At 60.9% G+C, this 24,879-nt stretch carries 16 protein-coding genes and 1 pseudogene; 2 read left to right on the top strand and 15 right to left on the bottom strand.

All coding sequences use genetic code 11. From position 1 onward, the window contains the following. Positions 1-124: 124 nt before the first annotated feature. Entirely contained in the window at positions 125-1,252 is a 1,128-nt protein-coding gene (locus FBY01_RS29040) for a sensor histidine kinase KdpD (protein WP_010464107.1), read from the bottom strand. A gap of 237 nt (positions 1,253-1,489) precedes the next feature. Here FBY01_RS29040 and FBY01_RS29045 point away from each other — a divergent pair, with 237 nt between their 5' ends. After that, positions 1,490-6,775 (top strand): NEL-type E3 ubiquitin ligase domain-containing protein, encoded by a 5,286-nt coding sequence (locus tag FBY01_RS29045; protein ID WP_145310680.1) that lies wholly within the window; start codon positions 1,490-1,492, stop codon positions 6,773-6,775. Positions 6,776-6,837: 62 nt separating this feature from the next. On the opposite strand, the gene ureC is transcribed toward FBY01_RS29045, so the two are convergent. From ureC to urtA, 11 genes and pseudogenes are all read right to left on the bottom strand, one after another. Next, complete coding sequence (gene ureC, locus FBY01_RS29050; protein WP_010464104.1) at positions 6,838-8,538, bottom strand: urease subunit alpha; 1,701 nt, start codon at positions 8,536-8,538, stop codon at positions 6,838-6,840. Between the two features lie 139 nt (positions 8,539-8,677). Then, positions 8,678-8,983 carry an urease subunit beta gene (locus FBY01_RS29055; RefSeq protein ID WP_008146494.1) on the bottom strand — a complete coding sequence of 102 codons (306 nt, stop codon included), beginning with the start codon at positions 8,981-8,983 and terminating at the stop codon, positions 8,678-8,680. Beyond that, positions 8,983-9,516, bottom strand: a complete 534-nt coding sequence (locus FBY01_RS29060) for a GNAT family N-acetyltransferase (RefSeq protein WP_010464097.1) — start codon at positions 9,514-9,516, stop codon at positions 8,983-8,985. The genes FBY01_RS29055 and FBY01_RS29060 overlap by 1 nt, the downstream gene beginning before the upstream one ends. A 6-nt stretch (positions 9,517-9,522) precedes the next feature. After that, positions 9,523-10,056 carry a GNAT family N-acetyltransferase gene (locus FBY01_RS29065; protein ID WP_145310678.1) on the bottom strand — a complete coding sequence of 178 codons (534 nt, stop codon included), beginning with the start codon at positions 10,054-10,056 and terminating at the stop codon, positions 9,523-9,525. Positions 10,057-10,065: 9 nt separating this feature from the next. Further along, complete coding sequence (gene ureA, locus FBY01_RS29070; RefSeq protein WP_007907366.1) at positions 10,066-10,368, bottom strand: urease subunit gamma; 303 nt, start codon at positions 10,366-10,368, stop codon at positions 10,066-10,068. Between the two features lie 158 nt (positions 10,369-10,526). Continuing rightward, complete coding sequence (locus FBY01_RS29075; protein WP_010464093.1) at positions 10,527-11,366, bottom strand: urease accessory protein UreD; 840 nt, start codon at positions 11,364-11,366, stop codon at positions 10,527-10,529. A 30-nt stretch (positions 11,367-11,396) separates the two neighbouring features. Then, positions 11,397-12,095: an urea ABC transporter ATP-binding subunit UrtE gene (gene urtE / locus FBY01_RS29080; RefSeq protein ID WP_077748951.1), complete on the bottom strand. Its 699-nt coding sequence runs from the start codon at positions 12,093-12,095 to the stop codon at positions 11,397-11,399. A 106-nt stretch (positions 12,096-12,201) separates the two neighbouring features. Next, positions 12,202-13,071 (bottom strand): urea ABC transporter ATP-binding protein UrtD, encoded by an 870-nt coding sequence (gene urtD / locus FBY01_RS29090; RefSeq protein WP_010464089.1) that lies wholly within the window; start codon positions 13,069-13,071, stop codon positions 12,202-12,204. Further along, a pseudogene (urtC, locus tag FBY01_RS29095) lies at positions 13,068-14,139 on the bottom strand (urea ABC transporter permease subunit UrtC). Before urtC ends, urtD begins: the two are co-directional and overlap by 4 nt. Continuing rightward, positions 14,139-15,641: an urea ABC transporter permease subunit UrtB gene (gene urtB / locus FBY01_RS29100; RefSeq protein WP_145310676.1), complete on the bottom strand. Its 1,503-nt coding sequence runs from the start codon at positions 15,639-15,641 to the stop codon at positions 14,139-14,141. Before urtB ends, urtC begins: the two are co-directional and overlap by 1 nt. Positions 15,642-15,804: 163 nt before the next feature. Beyond that, entirely contained in the window at positions 15,805-17,070 is a 1,266-nt protein-coding gene (urtA, locus tag FBY01_RS29105) for an urea ABC transporter substrate-binding protein (protein WP_010463931.1), read from the bottom strand. A gap of 292 nt (positions 17,071-17,362) precedes the next feature. Between urtA and FBY01_RS29110 the strand changes: the two genes are divergently transcribed. Further along, positions 17,363-21,910 (top strand): DUF4329 domain-containing protein, encoded by a 4,548-nt coding sequence (locus FBY01_RS29110; RefSeq protein ID WP_178113319.1) that lies wholly within the window; start codon positions 17,363-17,365, stop codon positions 21,908-21,910. Between the two features lie 60 nt (positions 21,911-21,970). Here FBY01_RS29110 and FBY01_RS29115 read toward each other — a convergent pair whose 3' ends face one another. Genes FBY01_RS29115 through FBY01_RS29125 form a run of 3 tightly spaced genes read right to left on the bottom strand, consistent with a single transcriptional unit; the run spans position 21,971 to position 24,710 of the window. Continuing rightward, positions 21,971-22,981, bottom strand: a complete 1,011-nt coding sequence (locus FBY01_RS29115; RefSeq protein WP_102594500.1) for an iron ABC transporter permease — start codon at positions 22,979-22,981, stop codon at positions 21,971-21,973. Further along, positions 22,978-23,925 (bottom strand): ABC transporter substrate-binding protein, encoded by a 948-nt coding sequence (locus FBY01_RS29120; protein WP_145310672.1) that lies wholly within the window; start codon positions 23,923-23,925, stop codon positions 22,978-22,980. The genes FBY01_RS29115 and FBY01_RS29120 overlap by 4 nt, the downstream gene beginning before the upstream one ends. Next, positions 23,922-24,710 (bottom strand): ABC transporter ATP-binding protein, encoded by a 789-nt coding sequence (locus tag FBY01_RS29125; protein ID WP_145310670.1) that lies wholly within the window; start codon positions 24,708-24,710, stop codon positions 23,922-23,924. The genes FBY01_RS29120 and FBY01_RS29125 overlap by 4 nt, the downstream gene beginning before the upstream one ends. Positions 24,711-24,879 lie beyond the last annotated feature (169 nt).

Here is a 24,879-nt window from a genome sequence, read left to right on the forward strand (position 1 = left end):
GGCGAAATCTCCCACAGTCTGTACTGCGTCAACAGTCAGAATCGAGCCTTGTCCCTCCTCCTCCCTTCAAGTCCTACCATACAAGCGAGCCTGCTGGCGATGAACGATGACGCGGTCCGTGGTATTAAACCTTGCGCGGCAACACCACGGTAAACAGCGTGCCGTCCGCTTCGCTGGAACTGACCTCGATCGTCCCGCCGTGTGCATCGACCACTTCCTTGACGATAAATAACCCCAAACCAAGGCTGGTGGAGGGTTGGCCGAGCTGCTCGTCAGCGCTGCGCACCAGCGGATCGAAAATCGTGCCGATCGCTTCCTCGGGGATCGGAGCGCCATAGTTATGCACCGTGAGGCGAACCGTGTCCGGCTCGCCCGTCAGGGTCACCGTCACGTCACGCTTGTTCAACCCATGCTGCAAGGCGTTGCCGATCAGGTTCTGCAACAGTTGACTCACTCGTCCGGCATCCCAGGCGCCTCGGGTGTCACCCTTTACGTGGACCGTCGGGTCGCATTCGGGGTTACCGGCGCAGGCTTCGGCAATCGCCGCATGGGCGGCATCGGCCAGGTCCATGGGTGCCCGTTCGATCGGCAGGCTTTTACCCAGGCGACTGCGCACCAGCTCCAGCAAATCGCCGACCATCGCCGCCATGTGCCGCGCGCCGTGCTTGATGTTGACCGCGCAGGTCAGCGCATCGCCTTCAAGCTTGGCTTTGCGCAGCAGTAATTCGGTGGACATGCTCACCGCTTGCAAGGGCGCTCGCAGGTCATGCCCCAGGATCGCCAGAAAGATATCCCGCGAACGATTGACCTGCTCGGCGTAGGCCGCGGTGGATTCGGCGAGTGCTTCGTCAATGGCTTCGTTGAAACGGATCATGTCCTGGAAATAGGCCATGTCCGGAGACGCCAGGCTGTCGACCCACAAACGGATGACGCAGGCACGCAAATGACGGAATTCCGATGTCATCTGTACCAGATCAAACCCCACGGTATGCCGCAGTTCGCCATGACTGGCACCGGCCTCGTCCAGGCTCGGGGTTTTTTCCGGGCCTTCGCCCTTGGCCTTGGCCATCTGTTCGCTGGAGGTTTGCGCGGTGGTCATGTCACGCGCGGCGGCCAGCAAAATGACCTTGGCGTGATCGCGCAGGGCGACCTTGTCCATGTGCTCGGCCGCCGGGGTAATGGTGCTGGCGAACTGCTCCCATTCATCGACGATACGGTCTACGTGTTGCCTGATGAAATCGGGTAGGCGCATGTCCGGTTTCCTGATGGGAATTCTGGCGCATCTTAGCCCCTTTGCTGCCCGCTAAAAACTACCATTACGCGGGGGAGCACTTTTGTACGGGGTTCGGGTGGTAATTGCCTGTTTTTTAGATTCTTAAATCGAATGCGACGTTGATGTATTCGTGATTTTGGCGTTGTTTTTTGAGCTTTTGTTTTCGTCGCCAGCCAATAATCTGGTGGTTCAATTCGTCGCATAAGGATTTGCGAAATGAGTGACCGTTCGGACAGCCCGGGTCGGCCAGCCATTGCCGGGCAGGCAAGAGAAGTGAATAACAATGTGTATCGTGATTATCTGCTGGGCAAACTGCCCGCGCCGGTCAAAGACGCGCCCGCCTCACGCCTGGTTGCCTTTGCCCATTCGAAACCGGAGTTTCCTGAGTGGTATTTGAATTCAAGCGCCATTGATCGCCAGTACCTCAAGGAGTTGATCGACGAGCGCTGGCGCCTTCAGGGGCCATTGGACGAGGCGCTGAAGAATGTACAGCAGGACATTCTTGCCTTCGCCGAGCCCTTGCTGGTCCAGGCATTGAAAGAGCATTTGAACCTGGAACTGGACGTCAACGCGACGCTGATTCGGCTGTACGTCCCCGCCAATCTGGCCATTGGCATCGATACCCATGCCAGTCGGCTCAGGCAATCATCATTGCTGGAAGCGGCCCTGCACAATTTCGAGGCCCCCGAAACGCAGGAGGGCGCGTTTCGCGATGGCTCGGGCATCTTCATCAGGGACGACGAAAACGAACTTCAGCGGCATACGCTGACGGTCGAAAGATTTGCCGCCCTGTGCCGCACGCTCGATATCGGTGCGCACTATCAGCGTCACATCAAGGCATTGCTGATGCCCGAAGAGGTGACGGCCAGAGCGACCGTCGTGCAGCAATGCACGGCCAGTGAAAAAGCCGCGTTTCACGAATCGGCACTGATCGCGTATCTGAAAAAAGACATCACGTCCTATGGCTACGGGAAACTCCGGCAGATTCGTGACAACGAACAAGGCATTTTGATGGGCCGTCGGCCCCTGCAATGCCACCGGCTGGCGATTATGGGGTTCAGGCTGTCCGGCATTGTGTTGTTCAGTGCAGTGGCGGACCATTCGAAAATCAAACGGGTTTACGACGCGCTGATTCCACAGCATCAACGAACGATGCTGGAATGGTCGCGACGTCTGACACTGCTCCCGGGGCAGGAGTTTGATCAGTTCAAGTTGCTCCAGGCGTTTTTCGCCAATGGCCCCAGCGGTCTCGTTGAGGCCATGTTGCAACGGGACGATGCTTATCAACAAAGTCGTCTGGAGGGGACGCTGATTGCGTATATCCCCGATGATCCCGACCACCCCTTCAAGGAATACGAGTCCTTCACTGACTTCATGAAGGCGCTGACGAGCCAGTTGCGCTCGCCGGGTTATCAACAGTTTTTCAGCCGTTTTGTCGCGCAAAAAGACCAGGGCAAGTTTTTTGCCCGGGTTCGCGAGCGCCTCTCGACCTTCACCTGGAAACAGCGAGAGCCGCTGGACATGGGGCCGTGGTGGCGGGAGAGCGCCGTTGAAAATGCCAACGCAGAGCCTGTCACCCATATCATTTCGGGCAATCTCTGGGCGCAAACAAGTCTATGGCGCAGGGAGAAAGCGATTGCCGATGCGCGGCACATCGCCGTGCCGACCGGCGATGAAGACGCCACCACCCGTTGGAACCGGCTGATCAGCTATCTGAACATCGGCTGGAACGTGTTCAATTTCGGCGCCATGCTGGTGCCCGGCCTGGGCGAAGCGATGCTGGCCGCCATGGTCGGGCAGATGGTCCTGGAGACCCTCGAAGGCTTCGAAGACTGGAGCAAGGGGGACAAGGAAGACGCGGCGTCCCATCTCACCGGCGTCATGATCAATTTCGCGCAGTTGGCCATTATGGGCGCCGGGCATGTCTTGCCGGCCGGTGCGGCGGCGTCGGTCAAACCATCGGCGTTTATCAACCGGTTGAAAAAGGTTGATCTGGCCAACGGCCAGACGCGCCTCTGGAAGCCGGACCTTTCACCCTACGCCCATGACATGGTGTTGCCCGCCGAGGCGAAGCCAAGCGAGCAGGGCCTGTATCGGCACAGCGAAAAGGACTTCCTCAAGCATGAAAACCAACACTTCGAAGTGATCAACGATTCACGCACCGGCCAGCCACGCTTGCAACATCCGGCCCGGCCACAGGCTCATCAGCCGACACTGGAGCACAACGGTGGCGGCGCGTGGAAAACCGAACTCGACCGTCCCATCGAGTGGGACAAAACCACCCTCATGCGGCGCCTGGGCCCGGCGGTCGAGGGCTTTTCTGATAACACCCTGGAGCATATTCGTCTCGTCAGCGGCATGGAGGAGGACGAATTGCGTCGCTTGCATGTGGTCAGCGAACCGCCGCCCGCGTTGCTGACCGACACGATCGAACGCTTCCAGGCCTGGGCCGAAGTGCAAAAACTGCCCGGGCAGATAAGGCTCAACGAGGTTCCGCAAGCATTCGTCGAGCAGGTGCCCCGCTTGCTGGTTGAATGGCCCGGATGGCCTGAGCAAAAAGGCATCGAGCTGTTTGATGGCCCTGGGCATAGCGGGCGCTCGATCAAGTTTGGCAACGTCGATGCTCTGCCCGCCGACACGCTGAAGATAAGTCGTGCCGAGGTTCGTTCAGGGAAACTGCCGGAGCGTGCCGTGAAGTTTGCGAACGAGGCCGATATCCACGCGATGCTCGGGCAGGGCATTTCAACGGACGAGCAAGTCCGCATCGCTGCCTTGAAAAACCTGCTGGCCGGGCGAGCAGACAGTCGCCGCGCAGCTCTGTTTGACGCGCTGAGTCGCCGTTTGCAGCAAACCGACAACCCGCAGGTGCAGGTGCTTCAGGATGCGTTCAATGGGCTTCCTGCTGCGGTAGCCCGGGAACTGCTCGCGGACATCGAGCCGCAAGACCGGTTCGACATCACCGAGCCGTCGCGCATCCCCTTGCAACTCAGGGAGCGGGTAGGAGTGGCCTTGCGGGCCATACGAACCGCGCGCGCTTATGAAGGGCTCTTTCTCGACGCGGCGTTCAGTGTGGACACCGAGCGGCTGGCGTTGCACTCGATGCAGGCGCTACCCGGCTGGCCCGAAAACGTGCGGATCGAAATCCGTGAGTTTTCATTCGATGGCCCGTTGCGCGACAGCGTCGGCCCGACGGACGCCACCCACCGCAGAATCCTCGTCAGCGAGGACGGCCAATACCAGGCGCGCGATACCGATGATCTGCAATTGCACGGGGCCGATGATTTATACGCGTCGGTGTTGCATGCCTTGCCGGATGCCGAGCGAAACGCGCTGGGGTATCACGTCAACCAAGGTGCCACGCTCAAGTCCGCCATTCAAAAAACGCCATTGCCACGGGAAAGGTTCAGCGCGCTTCTGGGCGATAACCCTGTACGCAAACCGGCGTATGACCCCGTCACGATGCGCCTGCGTGGCGGCATGCGCGGGGTGGCTCATGGGCTAAGTCGAATCAACGAACCCATGACGCCGCAAGAGCGGGTGCGTGTTGTCCGCCCCGGATGGACGGAGGCCGAAGCCTTGGCCTATCTGCAGATGAGTGGCAGCGAACTCAGTCTGGAGCAGAGGGCCAGCGCACTCGAAGCGGAATTCGATCGGCTCAACGCCAATTTTCAACGCTGGTTGAAATCGCCGACCGAAGCGTACAGCTTCACGCCTGCCGGCGTCGCCGAATGGCAAGCCAGAAACGCTTTATACAAAGAGATCAGGGAATGCTGGCAGTACACCGGGTTGCGCCACGTGGATTCATTCGGTCATCTGCAGGGCGTTGTGCTCGACCTGGAAAACATCCCGCTGGGGCGTCATCTGCGCACCATGCCTGCCCTGGAAGGTAATTTCGATCACGTCACGCGCCTCAATCTGACCCTGTCCGAATTGACTGACGCACACAGTTCCTTTCTCGATCATTTTCCCCGCTTGCGTTCGCTCAACGTCAGCGGCAATGCGTTCTCCGCTGTTCCCGGTGCCATCCGTCGCATGCGCGCGCTGACGGAACTCAACATGCGCGGCAACCGTATTGTCCTGGATGCACAAGGTGTCGCGGACCTGCGCAACCTGACACGACTGGAGGTTCTGGACCTGTTTGGCAATCCGTTGGGGCAAGTCCCGGATATTGGCGGCATGAGAAGGTTGCATACGCTGATCCTGGCGGACACCGGCGTGCACACCTGGCCGCAGGGGCTGTTCGCACAACCGCGGTTCCGGCATTTTTTCCTGGATTTGCAGCGCAACGAAATCACCCACATTCCGGCAGTGCCCCCTGGCTCCGCTCAGGCGGAATTGCTGGCGCGCACCTTGCTGAGCCGAGAGCCGCAGTGGTTGGCCGAGGCCAATCTGCAAACGCTCAGGGACTACATCGAGTCCATCGGCATGGACCCCGATCGACCTTATCCTCCCCGTGGCGTGCGTGACAGTCTCGACTGGGAGGAGGGCATGACACGGCCGGAATGGGTGGCGAAGCAAGCGGTCTGGAACAGTGTCGAGGATGAGCGCGGATCGGTCGGTTTTTTCAACGAAATCCGCAAACTCACCGAGTCGGGGCACTTCAAGCACGACCTCGGGTTTCGGGTCGATATGACCGCCAAGGTCTGGCGCATGCTCGAGGCGATGTCGAAAAATACCGAGCTTCGGCAAAAACTCTTCACCATGAGTACGGTGCCCACAACGTGCGTCGATGCGGGCGCGCAGCTGTTCAATGCCATGGGCCTGGAGGTGCTGATTCATGAAGCCTATGAGTTGGCCAATCCTTCGCTGGTGGAGGGTGAGCTGGTCACGCTGGCGCGAGGCAAGTCACGTCTGGATGAACTGAGCAGGATTGCCCGCAAAACCATTTCCGAACGCGAGGCGATGGGCGAGGAGTTCAGGCGTGTCAATGCCATGGGGGAGGTGATGGGCACGATCGATGAGGTGGAAGTTCACCTGGCGTTCATGACCGATCTTGCCGAACGGCTGGACTTGCCCTGGCAGTCTCGAAACATGCAGTTCCGAGGGATCGCGGGTGTCACCTCGGCGATGACCGACAATGCTTACCTGCGTGTGCTCGACCTTGAGGAAGGTGAGCTGCTCGGTGATTTGCTGGTCGAGCAGCCGTTCTGGTCATCCTATGTCGAGGGTGTCAACCGACGGGCTTTCAAAGTGTTCAGGCGCCGGATCGATGCCACGACAGACTTCTATATGGCCTTGGACCAGCGTGCGAACGACACAACGCTGACCCTTGAGCAAAAGGCTCGGCTGAAGGAAGCGCTCAGGGTGCTCGGCGCGGAACTGAACAAGCCGGAAAGCGACTTTGCACCGGGACGTATCATGACCGATGCGCAATACGCTGCTGAGTTGAAGACGATCGATGAAGAGCAAAAGGCGTTGCTCAAAACCTTCACCCAACAGGCGATCGACCGGGCAAAACTGCAAAGGGTAGAACTGCCCTTTGTCGTGCAGCCGGACAGTTGATGGGGCTGCTTTTCCCGGGGGGCTGGTTCGCCAGGCCCCCGGGATTGTCACAGACAGAACGATCAAAACAGGAAATATCGCTGGGCCATCGGCAGCACGTCGGCGGGCTCGCACCACAGCAGGACACCGTCAGCCTTGACTTGATAGGTCTGCGGGTCGACATCGATGGTCGGCAGATAGTCGTTGTGGATCAAGTCGGTTTTCTGCACCTCGCGGCACCCTTTGACCACTGCGATTTTCTTCTTCAAACCCAAGGCCTCGGGAAGGCCTGCTTCTTGGGCTGCCTGGCTGATGAAGGTCAGGCTGGTGGCGTGCAACGAGCCGCCGTAGCTGGCAAACATCGGACGGTAATGCACCGGTTGCGGCGTCGGGATGGAAGCATTGGCATCGCCCATCAGGCTGGCGGCAATGGCCCCGCCCTTGAGGATCAAGGTCGGCTTGACGCCAAAAAACGCCGGACGCCAGAGCACCAGATCCGCCCATTTACCCACTTCCACCGAGCCCACCTCATGGCTGATGCCATGGGTGATCGCCGGGTTGATCGTGTACTTGGCGATGTAGCGTTTGGCGCGGAAGTTGTCGTTGCCTTCGCCATCCCCGGGAAGCGGGCCGCGCTGCTTTTTCATCTTGTCGGCGGTCTGCCAGGTGCGCGTGATGACTTCACCGACGCGGCCCATGGCCTGGCTGTCGGAGCTGATCATCGAGAACGCGCCGAGGTCATGCAGGATGTCTTCGGCGGCGATGGTTTCGCGGCGGATGCGGCTTTCGGCGAAGGCCACGTCTTCGGCAATGCTCGGGTCCAGGTGGTGGCAGACCATCAGCATGTCGAGGTGTTCGTCAATGGTGTTGCGGGTGAACGGCCGGGTCGGGTTGGTCGAGCTCGGCAGCACGTTGGCAAAGCCGCAGGCCTTGATGATGTCCGGGGCATGACCGCCCCCCGCGCCTTCGGTGTGATAGGTGTGGATGGTGCGGCCCTTGAAGGCGGCGAGGGTGGTTTCGACAAAGCCCGACTCGTTGAGGGTGTCGGTGTGGATCGCCACTTGTACGTCGTACTGGTCAGCGACGTTCAGGCAGTTGTCGATGCTCGCCGGGGTGGTGCCCCAGTCTTCGTGCAGCTTGAGGCCGATGGCGCCGGCCTTGACCTGCTCGATCAACGGCTCCGGCAGGCTTGCGTTGCCCTTGCCGGTAAAGCCAATGTTCATCGGGAATGCATCGGCAGCCTGGAGCATACGCGCCAGGTGCCACGGCCCGGACGTGCAGGTGGTGGCGTTGGTGCCGGTGGCCGGGCCGGTGCCGCCGCCGATCATGGTGGTGACGCCGCTCATCAATGCTTCTTCGATCTGTTGCGGGCAGATGAAATGGATGTGTGTGTCGATGCCGCCAGCGGTGAGGATCATGCCTTCACCGGCAATGACTTCGGTGCTGGCGCCGACCGCGATGGTCACGTCCGGCTGGATGTCCGGGTTGCCGGCCTTGCCGATGGCGGCGATGCGGCCGTCTTTGAGGCCGACGTCGGCTTTGACGATGCCCCAGTGGTCGATGATCAGCGCGTTGGTGATCAAGGTGTCGACCACTTCGGCGGCCAGTAATTGACTCTGCCCCTGGCCATCACGGATGACTTTGCCGCCACCGAATTTCACTTCTTCGCCGTAGGTGGTGAAGTCTTTTTCCACTTCGATCCACAGCTCGGTATCGGCCAGACGGACCTTGTCACCGACGGTGGGGCCGAACATGTCGGCGTAGGCCTGACGGGAAATCTTCATTCGTTCGCCTTGAGATTCAATTGAATTTGAAATCGTTCGCTGCGCTCACTCTCGCGAGCAGGCTCGCTCCCACAGGGGAATGCGATCAACTGTGGGAGCGAGCCTGCTCGCGATGGGGTCGGTGCAGACACCGCATTCCTTAGAGGTCACCCATGATCCTGCCGGCAAACCCGAACACCCGGCGATGCCCGGCCAAGTCCACCAGCTCGACCTCGCGACTCTGCCCCGGCTCGAAGCGCACGGCGGTGCCGGCGGGGATGTTCAGGCGCATGCCACGACTGGCGGCGCGATCGAAGGTCAAGGCGTCGTTGGTTTCGAAGAAGTGGTAGTGCGAGCCGACCTGGATCGGCCGGTCGCCACTGTTGGCCACTTTCAGGCTGACAGTGCGACGGCCAACGTTGAGTTCGATGTCGCCGGGCTGGATCTGGTATTCACCGGGAATCATCAGTGGGCTCCCTGAAGAATCTTGTAGTAGAGGGCGGTCGGTTTGTACTGGCCGCTCGGGTCGCAGGCGTAATCAGGGATTTGACCTGCCTTGGTGTAACCCAGGGCCTTGTAGAAGTCTTCGGCGGGGGAGCCGGCTTCGGTGTCGAGGTAAAGCATGCCGCGTTTGTGCTGGAGCGCGGCCTGTTCCAGCGCGCTCATCAATTGTTGGCCCAGGCCACGGCGGCGCGCATGTTCGCGCACCAGCAGTTTCTGCACTTCGGCACGGTTCAGGCCGTTGGCTTTCTGGCACAGGGTCAATTGCACGCTGGCCTGCACCTGCTCGTCCTTGACCACCACCCACAGCAGCACGTTGCCCTTATTCAGGTTGTCCTGAACCTCATCGAAATAGGCGCGGGCCTGAGTGGCGTCCAGATTGGCCATGAACCCGACACTGGCGCCATAGCCGACGGCGTCGAGCAGCAAATCAATCAAACCCTGACGATAGTGCGCAAAGCTTTCAACATTGACGCGGCGCAGTTGGGCAGCGTTCATCGGCAATTACTCCTTGTTGGCGGGCGGCGGCTCCGCGCCAGGATTGAGGGTCAGTTGCATGAAGGTCAGGTCCAGCCAGCGGCCGAACTTGGTGCCCACCTGCGGCATTTGCCCGGTGGTCACGAAACCGGTCCGTTCATGCAAACGGATGGAAGCGGCATTGCCGCTTTCGATGGCAGCGACCATGACATGTTTGTCGCAGTCTTTGGCGCGCTCGATCAGCACCGTCATCAATTGCGGGCCGAGACCGTTGCCACGCTGGTCGCTACGCACGTAGACCGAGTGCTCGACGGTGTGGCGGAAACCGTCGAACGGCCGCCAGTCACCAAATGAAGCGTAGCCCAGCACACTGTTATCGCCGTCGACGATCACCAGGATCGGATATCCCTGGGCTTGCCGGGCGCTGAACCATGCCTGACGGTTGCCCAGGTCCACGGCCTGTTCGTTCCAGATCGCCGTGGTGTTGAGCACGGCGTCGTTGTAGATGTCGCGGATCGCCGGCAGATCGGCGTGCAGCGCGTCGCGGATGTGATAGGTCATGACGCGTCCTCAGGCGATGGGTTGGTGAACGGTGACCAGTTTGGTGCCGTCGGGGAACGTCGCTTCGACCTGGATCTCCGGGATCATTTCCGGGATGCCTTCCATCACTTGTTCGCGGCTGAGCAGGGTGGTGCCGAAGTGCATCAGTTCGGCCACGGTCTGGCCGTCACGCGCGCCTTCGAGCAGCGCAGCGGAGATGTAGGCCATGGCTTCCGGGTAATTGAGTTTCACGCCGCGCGCCAAACGCCGCTCAGCCACGAGGCCTGCGGTGAAGATCAGCAGCTTGTCTTTTTCGCGTGGGGTCAGGTCCATCGTTTGGAATCCATCAGGGCAGTTAAAAAGGTCAGTGGAACTGTGAATACAAACCTTGTGGGAGCGAGCCTGCTCGCGAAGGCGGCGGGCCAATCAGCATCTATGTTGAATGACACCGCGCCTTCGCGAGCAGGCTCGCTCCCACATTGGAAAGTGTTTCAGGTGCTCCATATTCTGGGTGGGACCGCTTCCCTGCCGAGCAACGCAGGTCTCAGCAACCGCCACAAATCAATCATCCAGCCCCGCGCCAACAGCGCCTCACTGGCCAGACACCGAGCCACCAGAAGCCCCGGCAATTGCGTCAGATCCCCGCGCACTTCATTGGGCAGCGAGCGACAGGTTTCCAGCAGTTCGCTATCGATCTCACCCGTGACCAGCAACGTCGCAAACACCGGCTGCCCATCGAGGCCAATCGGCGAGTCGAGCAGCCCGTCATCCCCGACAATGCGCTGGCGTTCGTGCCAGAGCAACTGGCCGTCGCGGCGGATGTCCAGTTGCGCCTGAAAATGCCCGAGGTCGAAGCGCTCTCCACTGGCCGGGCGACCCAGCGCCACGACGTCCCAGTAAAACAGCCGGGCGTCGCCCTCCAGATCAATCGAGGTGCCGAGTTCGGCCTGGGCGTCGCTGAAGATAATCGTCTCTTGCGGCAGCCATTCCAGTGTTGCACCGCACGCCACTTTCAACGTCAACTGCTGATAGGCGGGCCCCGCCGCGCGATACCATTTGGCAGCGCCCGGGCTGGTGATTTGCGCCCAGGCATCCGGGCCGACGCTGGCCGAGATGTCCAGTCGATCACCGCCTGCGATGCCGCCCGGCGGATGAACGATGATGTGCTGGCACACTTGCGGCCCTTCGGCATACAGGTGCTTCTGCACCCGCAGCGGGCCTTTATGCCGGCGCTGGACCGGGCGCGTGCTGTCGCCGAACCGGGCGTAGCCCAATTCCAGCTCGGCATGCCAGCTCGGGGTAAACAGGGCAGTGGGGAGAGGTAAGTTCATGTCTTCTAGTTATCGTCAGGACGCTTCAGATTAGATCGTAACCAGACCGCGTACACCCTCGGCTTCCATATTTTCGCCGCGACCTTGCTGCACGATCTCGCCGCGGGACATCACCAGGTACTGGTCGGCCAGTTCGGCGGCGAAATCGTAGAACTGCTCGACCAGCAGAATCGCCATGTCGCCCCGGGCCGCGAGCTTCTTGATCACCACGCCGATCTCCTTGATCACCGACGGCTGGATGCCTTCGGTGGGCTCATCGAGAATCAACAGCCGTGGACGGCTGGCCAGTGCGCGGCCAATCGCCAATTGCTGCTGTTGGCCGCCGGACAAGTCACCACCACGCCGTTGCTTCATTTGCAGCAATACCGGGAACAGCTCGTAGATGAAGGCCGGCACTTCCTTGGCCTCAGAACCAGGAAATCGCGAAAGACCCATCAGCAGGTTTTCTTCCACGGTCAGGCGGCCGAAAATTTCGCGACCCTGAGGCACATAGGCGATCCCGGCATGCACCCGCTGGTGCGGCTTGAACGTGGTGATCGGTTTGCCTTCCCAGTTCACCGCGCCTTCCTTGGCCGGCAGCAAACCCATCAGGCATTTGAGCAGGGTGGTCTTGCCCACGCCGTTGCGCCCCAGCAGGCACGTCACTTCACCGACCTTCACGTCAAACGTCAGGCCCCGCAGGATGTGGCTACCACCGTAATACTGGTGCAGTTTGTCGACTTGCAGCATCTTCAAATTCCCCTCAAATCCCCTGTAGGAGCGAGGCTTGCCCGCGAAGGGGGCCTGGAGGCCGCCAAAAGCTTCGCGGGCAAGCCTCGCTCCTACGGGAGCAAAATCATCTTCCGAGATAAACCTCGATTACACGCTCGTTTTCCTGCACCTGTTCCAGCGACCCTTCGGCCAGCACGCTGCCCTGGTGCAACACGGTGACGTGGTCGGCAATCGAGCCGACAAAACCCATGTCGTGCTCCACCACCATCAGCGAATGCTTGCCGGCCAGGCTTTTGAACAGTTCGGCGGTGAACTCGGTCTCGGCATCGGTCATGCCCGCCACCGGCTCATCGAGCAGCAGCAGTTGCGGGTCTTGCATGAGCAGCATGCCGATCTCCAGAAACTGCTTCTGGCCGTGGGACAACAGACCCGCCGGGCGATTGACCGAGGCCGTCAGGCGAATGGTTTCCAGCACCTCGCTGATGCGATCTTTCTGTTCGCCACTGAGGCGAGCCCGCAGGCTGGCCCACACCGACTTGTCGGTTTTCTGCGCCAGCTCCAGGTTCTCGAACACGCTCAAGGCTTCGAACACCGTCGGCTTCTGGAACTTGCGGCCGATGCCGGCCTGGGCAATCTGCACTTCGCTCATCGACGTCAGGTCCAGGGTTTCACCGAACCAGGCTTTGCCGTGACTGGGGCGAGTCTTGCCGGTGATGACGTCCATCAGCGTGGTCTTGCCCGCGCCGTTGGGGCCGATGATGCAGCGCAATTCGCCGACGCCGATGTACAGGTTCAGAGCGTTGAGCGCCTTGAAACCATCGAAGCTGACGCTGATGTCTTCCAGGGTCAGGATCGTGCCGTGGCGTGTGTCCAGGCCAGGGCCGACACGTTGCCCGAGGCCGATGGCATCGCGGCTGCTGCCGGCGTCCTTGTTGGGCTCCACAGGAAAAAATGCCGGTTCGAGCATGAATTCAGCCGTCGCAGTGACTCTCATTGCTCACCTCTCTTTTTCAGCAGACCGATCACGCCTTTGGGCAGTCACGACGATGAACAGCGCGCCGAGGAAGAACAGCCAGTATTCGGGGAGTGCCACGGTGAACCAGCTCTTCATGCCGTTGACCACGCCAGCGCCGAGCAGCGGACCGATCAGCGTGCCGCGACCACCGAGGGCCACCCATACGGCTGCTTCAATGGAGTTGGTCGGCGACATTTCACTCGGGTTGATGATTCCGACTTGCGGCACGTACAGTGCGCCGGCCAGACCACACAGCACCGCACTCAAGACCCAGACAAACAGCTTGAAACCCCGCGGGTCGTAGCCGCAGAACATCAGGCGGTTTTCCGCATCGCGCAACGCGGTCAGCACCCGGCCGAACTTGCTCTGCGCCAGGCGCCAGCCAATAAACAGGCTCGCCACCAGCAACACCACCGTGGCGAAAAACAGCACCGCGCGTGTGCCCGGCTCGGTAATGCCAAAGCCGAGAATGGTGCGAAAGTTGGTGAAGCCGTTGTTGCCACCAAACCCGGTTTCGTTGCGGAAAAACAGCAGCATCCCGGCGAAGGTCAGGGCCTGGGTCATGATCGAGAAATACACGCCCTTGATCCGCGAACGGAAGGCGAAAAACCCGAAGACCAGCGCCAGCAACCCCGGCGCCAACACCACCAGGCACATCGACCAGAGAAAGCTGCTGGTGCCGGTCCAGTACCACGGCAGTTCGGTCCACGACAGGAAGGTCATGAACGCCGGCAAGCCATCGCCTGAGGCCTGGCGCATCAAGTACATGCCCATCGCATAGCCGCCGAGGGCGAAGAACAGGCCGTGGCCGAGGGACAACAGCCCCGCGTAACCCCAGACCAGATCGAGGGCGAGGGCGACGATGGCGTAGCAAAGGATTTTTCCCACCAGCGTCAGGGTGTAGGCCGAGACGTGGAACACACTGTCCGGCGACAACAGTGAGAACAGCGGCAACGCCAGCAGCAGAACCAGAATCACCGCGCCAACAGCGATGGTGACTTTGGGACCGGCCTTTTGGCTGGCCGTGAGCATCAGGGGCTGGTTCATCAGTCGATCACCCGTCCTTTCAGTGCGAAGAGGCCTTGCGGACGCTTCTGGATGAACAGAATGATCAGCGCGAGGATCAGGATCTTGCCGAGCACGGCGCCGATCTGCGGTTCGAGAATCTTGTTGGCGATGCCCAGGCCGAAGGCGGCCAGGACACTACCGGCCAACTGACCGACACCGCCGAGCACCACCACCAGGAACGAGTCGATGATGTAGCTCTGGCCAAGGTCCGGGCCGACGTTGCCGATCTGGCTGAGCGCGACGCCGCCGAGCCCGGCAATGCCGGAGCCGAGGCCGAACGCGAGCATGTCCACGCGCCCGGTCGGCACGCCGCAGCACGCGGCCATGTTGCGGTTCTGGGTGACGGCGCGCACGTTCAAACCCAGGCGCGTCTTGTTCAGGAGCAGCCAGGTCAGCACGACCACGAACAAGGCGAAGGCGATGATCACGATGCGGTTGTACGGCAGCACGAGGTTGGGCAGCACTTGTATCCCGCCCGAGAGCCAGGCCGGGTTGGCCACTTCGACGTTCTGCGCGCCGAACACCAAACGCACCAGCTGAATCAGCATGAGGCTGATGCCCCAGGTCGCGAGCAGGGTTTCCAGCGGGCGGCCGTAGAGGTGACGAATCACCGTGCGCTCCAGCGCCATGCCGATTGCGGCAGTGACGAAAAACGCCACCGGCAACGCGATCAGCGGGTAGAACTCGATGGCTTGCGGGGCAAAGCGCTGGAACATCAGCTGCACCACGTAGGTCGAGTACGCGCCGAGCATCAGCATTTCGCCGTGGGCCATGTTGATCACGCCGAGCAGACCGAAGGTGATCGCCAGTCCCAGGGCGGCGAGCAGCAGGATCGAGCCCAGGGACATGCCGCTGAACGCTTGCCCGAGGATTTCGCCGATCAGCAGTTTGCGTTTGACCTGGTCCAGGCTGGTTTCGGCAGCGGTGCGCACGCTGGCGTCTGTTTCAATGCCCGGCTCCAGCAGGCTTTCGAGGCGGGTGCGGGCCAGCGGATCGCCGGTTTCGCCGAGCAGGCGCACCGCCGCGAGGCGCACGGCCGGGTCGGTGTCGACCAGTTGCAGGTTGGCCAGCGCCAGGCTCAGGGCTGCGTGGACGGTTTCATCTTTTTCGCCGGCCAGTTGTTGGTCGAGGAATTTCAGCTGGGCCGGTTTGGCACTTTTCTGCAATTGCTGCGCGGCGGCCAGACGGATTTTGGCGTCGGCGGCGAGCAATTGGTGGCTGGCCAGCGCGGTGTCGATCAGACCCCGCAGACGATTGTTCAGGCGCAGGGTTTTGGCTTGGCCGTCGACGGTCAACTCGCCTTGTTGCAGGGCGTTGATCAGTTCGATGCGGGCAGGATCGGGCTGCGCAGCCCAGGACTCCAGAAGCTTGGCTTGCTGCACGGGATTGGCGGCGACGAAGTCTTCGGCGTCGCCGGAATGCGCGGCCATCGGCAGTAAGAGCGCGAGTGCAAAGATCAAGCGGTAAAGGGCGGTGGGCATATGTAAGGCCTTGCGCGGGCTAAATGTAGGAGTGAGCCTGCTCGCGATAGCGGTCTATCAATCAACAGGTCTGTTGTCTGTCCCACCGCTATCGCGAGCAGGCTCACTCCTACAGGGATTTGTGTCGGTCCTGAATGAAGTGCTCAGGCCGACATCCAGTGACTTAGTTGCTCTTCACCGCATAATCCGGCTTCTTGTCGTTACCCGAAATGAACGGGCTCCAAGGCTGGGCACGGATCGGCCCTTCGGTCTGCCACACGACGTTGAACTGACCGTCGGCCTGTATTTCGCCGATCATCACGGGCTTGTGCAGGTGGTGGTTGGTCTTGTCCATGGTCAGCGTGTAACCCGACGGCGCGGCAAAGGTCTGGCCGGCGAGCGCTTCGCGGACTTTGTCGACGTCGGTGGATTTGGCTTTCTCAGCCGCTTGCGCCCACATGTGGATGCCCACGTAAGTGGCTTCCATCGGGTCGTTGGTCACCGCTTTGTCGGCGCCCGGCAGGTTGTGTTTCTTCGCGTAGGCTTTCCAGTCGGCCACGAATTTCTTGTTCGCCGGGTTCTCGACCGACTCGAAGTAGTTCCAGGCCGCGAGGTTGCCCACCAGCGGTTTGGTGTCGATGCCGCGCAGTTCTTCTTCGCCGACCGAGAACGCTACAACCGGAACGTCAGTCGCTTTCAGGCCCTGGTTGGCCAGTTCTTTATAGAACGGCACGTTGGAGTCGCCGTTGACGGTGGAAATGACCGCTGTCTTGCCTCCGGCCGAGAATTTCTTGATGTTGGCCACGATGGTCTGGTAATCGCTGTGGCCGAACGGGGTGTAGACCTCTTCGATGTCCTTGTCCGCTACGCCTTTGGAGTGCAGGAACGAGCGCAGAATCTTGTTGGTGGTGCGCGGATAAACGTAGTCGGTGCCCAGGAGGAAGTAACGCTTGGCGCTGCCGCCTTCTTCGCTCATCAGGTACTCCACCGCCGGGATCGCCTGCTGGTTCGGCGCGGCACCGGTGTAGAACACGTTAGGCGACATCTCTTCGCCTTCGTATTGCACCGGGTAGAAGAGCAAGCCGTTGAGTTCTTCAAACACCGGCAACACCGATTTGCGCGACACCGACGTCCAGCACCCGAACACCACGGCGACCTTGTCCTGGGTCAGCAACTGACGACCCTTTTCCGCGAACAGCGGCCAGTTCGACGCGGGGTCCACGACCACCGGTTCCAGCATCTTGCCGTTCACGCCGCCCTTGGCGTTGATCTCGTCGATGGTCATCAACGCCATGTCTTTGAGCGAGGTTTCGGAGATCGCCATGGTCCCGGACAACGAGTGCAGAATACCGACCTTGATGGTCTCGGCGGCCTGGACGGTCCAGGTCATGCCCATCGCGGCAATGCTTGCCGTGAGTGTGAAAGCCTTGATCAAGCTACGACGCTTCATTGTGCGATCTCCATGAACATTAGAATTTTTTCTGGGTTGGCAGATGCGGACTACTGAAGGGTCTTTAGCAAGGGCTGTGCCTGTTCGGAAAAGGCAGGGAAATATTGAAATAGAGCCCTCGGTGAACGTGATGACGCACCAGACTGGGGCTTGATGAAGGCGCGGGTGCACCGCCGTGCGCAGCATTGGTGCCGGGTGCGGCAAAGCAAAAAAAACGGTAGCGATATATATGTACCACCTGCCGCGCTCCGGGATCTTGATCATCGTGGCTTCTCAGTTGAGTGAGCAGCGCATGAACGGCATCTCTATCAGTACACCTTCAGCACCCCGACGCGGGGCAACCTTTCCTGCCCTGGGGCCGACCTTCATCAGCGCGGATGACGCGGCCTACTGGGCTCACCGGCAGATCGGCGCGCGCCATGACAAGACTTACGGCGGTGTGATCTTGCAGCGTGGCGACGGAAAATTTCAGCCCACATTGCCGGTGGCGGGAAGGATGAGGCATTTCGATTTCGACTTTCTGTCATCTTCTGAAAACTCCCAAGAGCTGTTTGCCCCACCCGGCTACAGGGGCGCGGCGTATTACTTGTCCCACGCGGCCAGTCACGCTGACGTCCAGCGTATTCATCCGCGCTGGACGACTGAGCAGATCACGTTGAGCCTCGGATTTTTTTCCAGAGCACATCTCCTGAGTCACATGCAGGACCCGGGCGCCTATGGCCAGCGTCATTATTTGTCGGGGCCGGATGGCTCGTTGATCAAGTACGAGTCCACTCAGCCGGCAGAAGAGGAAGAACTCATTGAGCTGGGCGTCAAGGCTTTCGGGCCGTTCTCCGACGTTGAGCAACTGATTCAGAAAGTCGCCCAGACCGGCACCCTGAGCGTACTGGTAGCCAATGCACCGTGGGGAGGCGTGCGAGGAAACGTGCCGACGAACTGGACGCTCGGTACGGCTGCGGTGAGAAGTTCGACGTCGGTACAGCCGTTTTTTTGTGCGGTGTTCGACCAGGTGGACAAGGCCATCGAAGCGGCCGCCGCCACGGTAACCGCATCCACCGGCAGCGTTTATCTGGGGTTTGTCGTGACCTCTGCCGGCAGCGCGCAGTACATGGCGACCTATCCGGTGCTTTCCAGCGATCCGGCAGCCGAACTGTTCAAGTCCTTCCCGATGAATGCCGATCGCACGCTGGAGCGCCTACTCGATTTCGACCTGAACGGCGTCTACTTCATGCCGCAGGGTGATGCGTCTCAGAGCGCCGGCGAGCCCTGGCTTTATGAGCGCTTTTTTTCACCGCAGGAGTTGGCTACGGGCATCAGGTTTTCGCTGGAAGATGTCCACCGGCAGGAGTACCCGGACTACCTCAAGGTGTACGCCCGGACCCGGGACGGCGCCGTGTTGCAATACCGACCTTCGGCGCACCTGCGTGAAGTACCGCTGGAGGACAGCGCGGATCTCAACGTGCGACTGAAGACCGGTACGCTCAAGCCTGCGGATTACATCGGACAGGTGGCAGCGGCTGGCGAGCTGACGGTGCTGAAGGACAGCGCGCTTTGGGATGTTGTCGGGATCGTGGGGCCTGACTGGCAACCCTATGCCCGGTCGAGGCGCTTGAGTCCCGCTTTCCTCATGGCGGACGATGCCGCCCGTTTTGCTCATGAATATATTGGCAGCCGGCGTGAACAGGGCTTCGTCGGGATGGTTTTGCAGGATCGAAACCAACGTTTCGTCGCCACCGAGCCGGTGTTTGCCGCAAAACGGTTTGCACTGGACAGGCTCTGCCCCCTCGACGCTACCGGGGCACCGATCGTGTTGGTCGAGGGTCACTCTTTTCATGGGCTGTACGCCTCGCGTTGGCAAGCGGATGCCGGAGCCATTGTGCGTGCTGACTTGCAAGAGCAACTGATCCACGCACAAATGTTCACCACCGAAGACATTCGCTCGGTGTTCGACAAGCGTGCGCATGTTGTTGATTTCTACCTGTCCGGCTCGGCCGACGCCCTGTTGGTTTTCAGCCCCGATGTATCGAAAGTGGCGGCTCGCAACCGCCTGCAACAGCGGGCGGCCGTACTCGCCGATGGCAAAACGCTGATAGACCAGGAGCTGGCAGCCGGCACACTTGAGCCCAGTGCAGTGGTCGACGAACTGGCTGGCACCGGCAGATTACGCGTGGTGGTCGGCAGCGACGTGTGGGGGCCGCGGGGAACGGTGCTGGGTGATCAGTCAAATAACGAGGCCGCCCGCACAGACATTGCCGCTCCCGTGCTGGGGGCGATTTTTACCAGCGCCGAAGACGCCGTGTTGAACGCCCGCCATCGTGCCCGGCTCGACTACCGTGCGGCCGCGGCGGGTTGGGGATTCATCCTCAAGCACAAGGCGCGCGAGGAGTACGTGGCGACCGAAACGGTTACGCCAAGGGGCCTGGGGGCGCTGAATCAGGCGAGCGACTTTGGCGCTCCGGTATTGATCGACGAGTTCAGGACCCTCGGGCTTTATTACGCGGCAAGCTGGATGCCTAAAGGGTTATCGACCACGGAGGCCTGGTTTGCCCGGCATTTTGCGTCCATCAGCGATTTGGCTGCAGCGATCTACGATGACAAGGGCACGCAACGTCTGACGCATTTTCAGGACCTGAACATTTTTATCGCAACACTGGATGGGGCATTGTTGCGTTACCAGTACTCAGCCTCCTCAACACAACTTGACAATCAGGGTGTGCGGCAACTGACGTCAGCATTAGGCAAGGACACACGACCCTATGCCAACGTCATTCAAATGCTCGCCAAGGCCGGAGAACTGAAGGTGCTGCGCACCAGTGAGCTGTGGGACGAGCCGGGGAGTGTCGGACCTGACTGGACACCTTTCGTGCAGATCCAGCGGCGAGCCCTCAGTCCGGTCTTTGTGTCGCAGGACGATGCCGCGGGCTATGCGCTGGCGCAGTTGGGCTCACGGCGTGAGTGGGTCTACGGCGGCCTGGTGCTGCGTCGCGCCGATGGCTTGTTTGTCGCAACGTTGCCCGTGGCCGTGGAGGTCGAGAACTTCCCTGCCAACTGGATTCGTCTGGATGAATTGATTGAACAGGGTTTGTTTCTGACCGGGAGTACGGTCGTCGCCCGGTACCATTCCCGAATCCCGGTCGAACCGATTTTCGCGCTGTCGGACCGCGAGCGGGACGTGTACCAGGCGATGTTTTCCACGGATTTTCTGGCGGACATTCTGACCGGCTCCGGGGATTCTCCGTCTCTGTCGCCCGGCAAGGAATACCTGCTGGGGCTCGACGGTAGCCTGATCAGCTACACCCTCAGTGCAAGCGCCGGCGAAAAGCAACTCGCCCGGGCATTGGCGCCACCCAGCCAATTGCAGCGCCAACATACCCCGATAGAACTGCAGATGCGCAACGGCACGCTAACACCGAGCGAGTATGTCAATCAGGTTGCAAGGGCCGGCCGGTTGCAAGTGATTCGGGGGAGCCGACTGTGGGGCGAGGCCAGGCAACTGTCGCACTGGAGTGCTTATCCGGGGATTATCTCGTCGGACGTGCATCGATTTGCCATTACCGAGCCGGCGCTCAGCCCGATCTTCACGCAGGTAGACGATGCCATGCGCCATGTCCATCGCACGGTAGGCGCCCGTGCCAGCCTGATGTTCGGCTTTGTGCTCAAGGGACTGAACGGTGAGCGGTACGTGACGACGCTGCCGATCGACGGGCGGCAAGGGCATCTCACGGTCGAGCGGGTATTTCCCCAAGGGTTGCTACCGTTGGGGTATCGAGTCGAGGGCATTTATTTGTGTCCGTCGACAAGCCCGGGACGATTGCCCCATGACGTGACGCAGAGCTTCATCTCGCCTCGAGACCTGTCCTACGGGCTGGGCGCTGTCGGTGTGCGCACGGCTGAAGGATCCACGTACCTCAACGTCTACATCTCCTGCGCCGACGGCGCCTTGTTGCGCTATGCCCCCAGGGCCAAGGCACCTGAGTGGACCCTGTTTCATGCCACGGTGGCCTACGAGAAAATCCTGCAATCAGGCCGGGAATCGCTGATTGACTACCTGCGCAAAGTCATCGCCAACGGTGAGTTGCAGGTCGTGGTGCGCAGCGCTTTCTGGTCGCCGCTCAGGGTTGATGCCCGGGGTGTCAAAACCGGCATCGAGCTGATCAAGTGGGAGCAGGACAACCGGTTTGCGCTCGGCCCCGTCTTCGCCCATGCCGATGATGCGGCTCGCTTGGCGCAGCGATTGATTGGCGAGTACGTCGGCCAACCGTATCTGGGTGGCGTGCTGATCCATCAGGCGTCTTCTTCGTTCGTGGCCGTCGAGCCGCATGAGGACGGCGTCAACAGTGGGGCTGCCAGTACGCTGTTTTACTCAGGGCCGGGTGGGCCCATTGCACCGGTCACGGTGCCGGGTGCGCAGCCTTTGCCGTTGCCGGTTTTTCCGCAGGACTACAAATGGGCGGCTGTTCATCAGTTCTACAAACGCTTCAACCTGTTCGTGAAGGCCCCCACTGCGTCTGATCGATTACTGATGGATAACCTGGCCTTGGCCGACCTGTGGTTCTGCAGAGACGTTGTGAAAAAGAGCGGTGTCTCCGGGGGCTGTTGCTATTTCACCGGTCGTGGCGGGGCCCTGTTCAAATTCACCCCCAGCTTCTCACCGCAGGAAACGGCCTTGTTCAACGAGGAGGCGAAGGACGGGGTCGCTGCGTACCTCGCCGCGCTCGCCAGTGTCGGATTGCTTGAGGTACTGGACACCGATGGTTACTGGCAACGTCGCGGGCGATTGAATGCGGCCTGGCAGCCCCCTGTGCAACCGGCGACGAAGCCAGATCGTGACGAACTGTGAAGTGCAGCGTTCATTGATCTGAGCGCAGGATGAGCCGTGCCCCCCTCCGGTTGGCATGGCTCAGCGACGCTGCATGAGGCCGATGAAAAACAACCCGCCAATCGCCGCCGTGGCCACGCCAATCGGCAAGTCCTCGGGGGCGATCAGGGTGCGCGCGGCGACGTCGACCCACACCAGAAACACGCTGCCCAGCAATACACACGCCGGTAACAATCGCCGGTGCTCGGCCCCGACCAGTCGACGGGCAATGTGCGGCACCATCAGCCCGACAAACCCGATCGACCCGCTGATCGACACCAATACGCCGGTCATCAGCGACGCAATCAGAAACACCCGCAAGCGCACGGTACGCGCGTTCAAACCGAGGGTGACGGCGGTCTGTTCGCCGGCCATCAGCGCATTCAACGGTCGGGCCATGCCTAGCAGCAAGACCAATCCCAGCAACACGCTGGCGGCCGGCACCGCAAGCAACTCCCAGCGCGCCAACCCGAGCCCGCCGAGCATCCAGAACATCACCGCCGAACTCGCCCGGTGGTCGCCGAGGAACAGCAGCAAATTGGCAATCGCCATCATCACGAAAGACACCGCCACGCCGCACAGCAGTAGCCGGTCACTGTCCAGACGACCGTTGCGATTGGCGATCATCAGTACGGTCAACATGCTCAGCAGCGCGCCGATAAACGCCGCGATCGGCAAGGTCAGCAGGCCGACGATTTCACCGACGTGCAGCACCACAATCACCGCGCCAAGGGTCGCACCGGAAGTGACCCCGAGCAGGTGCGGGTCGGCCAATGGATTGCGCGTCACCGCTTGCAGCACCGCGCCGATCAGCGCCAGGCCAGCACCGACCAGCGCACCGAGCAGCATGCGCGGCACGCGGATCAGCCAGACAATGTGCTCCTGCCCTGCAGTCCAGCTCACTTCACCCACACCGAACACCTTGTGCAGCAAGATCCGCCCCACCACGTCCACCGGAACCCGCGCCGGACCGAAGCCCAGCGACACCACGCACGACACCAGCAACAGCGCGGCGAGCATCACCAGCAGCAAGACATAGCGACGATCCATCATTCGCCGTGGAAACCTTTGGCCAGGGTTTCAACCGCCAGTACGTTGTCGATGCCCGGCGTGGCCTGCACATACGGAATCACGATGAAACGCTGGTTCTTGATCGCGTCCACCGATTGCAGCGCCTTGTTGCTGAGCAGGAATTGTTTTTTCTGTTCGGCGGTGACTTCGCCGTAGTCGACGATCACGATCACCTGAGGGTTGCGCTCGACCACGTCTTCCCAGTTGACGCGGGTCCAGCTCGCCTCGACGTCGTCCAGAATGTTGCGCCCGCCCGCGGCGTCGATCAGTGCCTGCGGCATGCCGAGGCGGCCGGACGTCATGGCGCGGTCTTCACCGCTGTCGTAGAGGAACACCCGCGGTTTATCGGCGGGCAGACCCTTGCGCACCTCGGCGACTTGCGCCTGCATTTGGGCGATCAGGGCATTGGCGCGGTCCTGCACGTCGAAGATCTTGCCGAGGTTGCGCAGGTCGTTGTAGGTGTCTTCCAGGCTGGCCGGTGGACGCTTCATGACAAAGGCGCAGGACTCGGTCAGCTCGTAGACATTGATGCCCAGCGGTTGCAACGTTTGAGGCGTGAGGTCGCCACCCACGCGCATGCCGTAATCCCAACCGGCGAAGAAGAAGTCGACGTTGGCATTGAGCAGGGTTTCCACCGACGGGTATTTGGCTGCCAGCTCGGGCAAGCCGTCGAGGATGGTCTGCATTTCGGGCGTGACTGACTTCCAGCCGGACACGCCGCTGTAGCCGGCCATGCGCGGTTTGAGGCCAAGGGCGAGCATCATCTGGGTCATGTTGATGTCATGGCTGACCGCGTGTTTCGGCGCCTGCGTGAAGGTCACTTCGCGGTTGCAGCTCTGGATCGTCAACGGGTAGTTCGTGGCCTCGGCCAACGCGTGGGCACTGCCCAGCAACAGCGTGAAGCAAAGCAGGGAACGCAAAGTCATGGTTGGGTTATCCAGGTAATTCGTGGGTAGCCGTGCAAGGGGTGTTCATCGATCAGCGCTTCGACGCCGAACACGTCGCGCAGCAGCGGGGCGCTCAGGACTTCTTTCGGCGTGCCGCTGGCGACGATGCGACCGTGATGGATCACGTACAAACGATCGCAGAAAGCGGCCGCCAGATTGAGGTCGTGGATGCTGGCCAGGGTGCCGATTTTCAGGCGTTTGACCAGCTGCAACAGTTCCAGTTGATAGCGTGGGTCGAGGTGGTTGGTCGGCTCGTCGAGGACCAGCAATTGCGGTTGCTGAGCCAGGGCGCGGGCGAGGATCACACGTTGTTTTTCACCGCCGGAGAGGGTGGCGAAGGCGTGGTCTTCGAAGCCTCTGAGGCCGACGGACGCCAATGCTTGAGTTGCCAGATTCCGGTCTTCAATCGTGTCGCCACCGAACAGGCCTTTGTGCGGCGTGCGGCCCATGGCGACCACCTCGTCGACGGTCAGGCCGAAGGCATCGGGGAACTCCTGCAACACCACGGCGATGCGTTGGGCGCACCAGCGCGAGGATTGCTTCCAGACGTTGTGGTGGTCGAGCCGGACCTCGCCGCTCTCGGGCTTACTGAAGCGATAAGCGCAGCGCAGCAGGCTGGTCTTGCCGCTGCCGTTGGGGCCGATCAACCCGACGAACTCACCGGCGGCCACCTGCAGGGACGCCTCACGCAGCTGGAACTGGTGATGGCAGTGGCCGTGGCCCAGGGGTGTCCAAGCGAGGTTTGAGAGGTTAAGCGAGGTCATGCAGTTGCTCTGAGAGAGTGGGTAATGCTGATGACGCCATTGCGGGCAAGCGCGCTCCCACAGGGATCGCGCAAATCCTGGGGGAGCGGGCCTGCTGATCAAAACACTGTATTTGAGTTATACAGTAACACTAGAGATGATGCCGAGCTAAGCGCGGCAAGTCTACAGA

Source organism: Pseudomonas sp. SJZ077, from assembly GCF_007993905.1.
Taxonomy (GTDB): Bacteria; Pseudomonadota; Gammaproteobacteria; order Pseudomonadales; family Pseudomonadaceae; genus Aquipseudomonas; species Aquipseudomonas mandelii.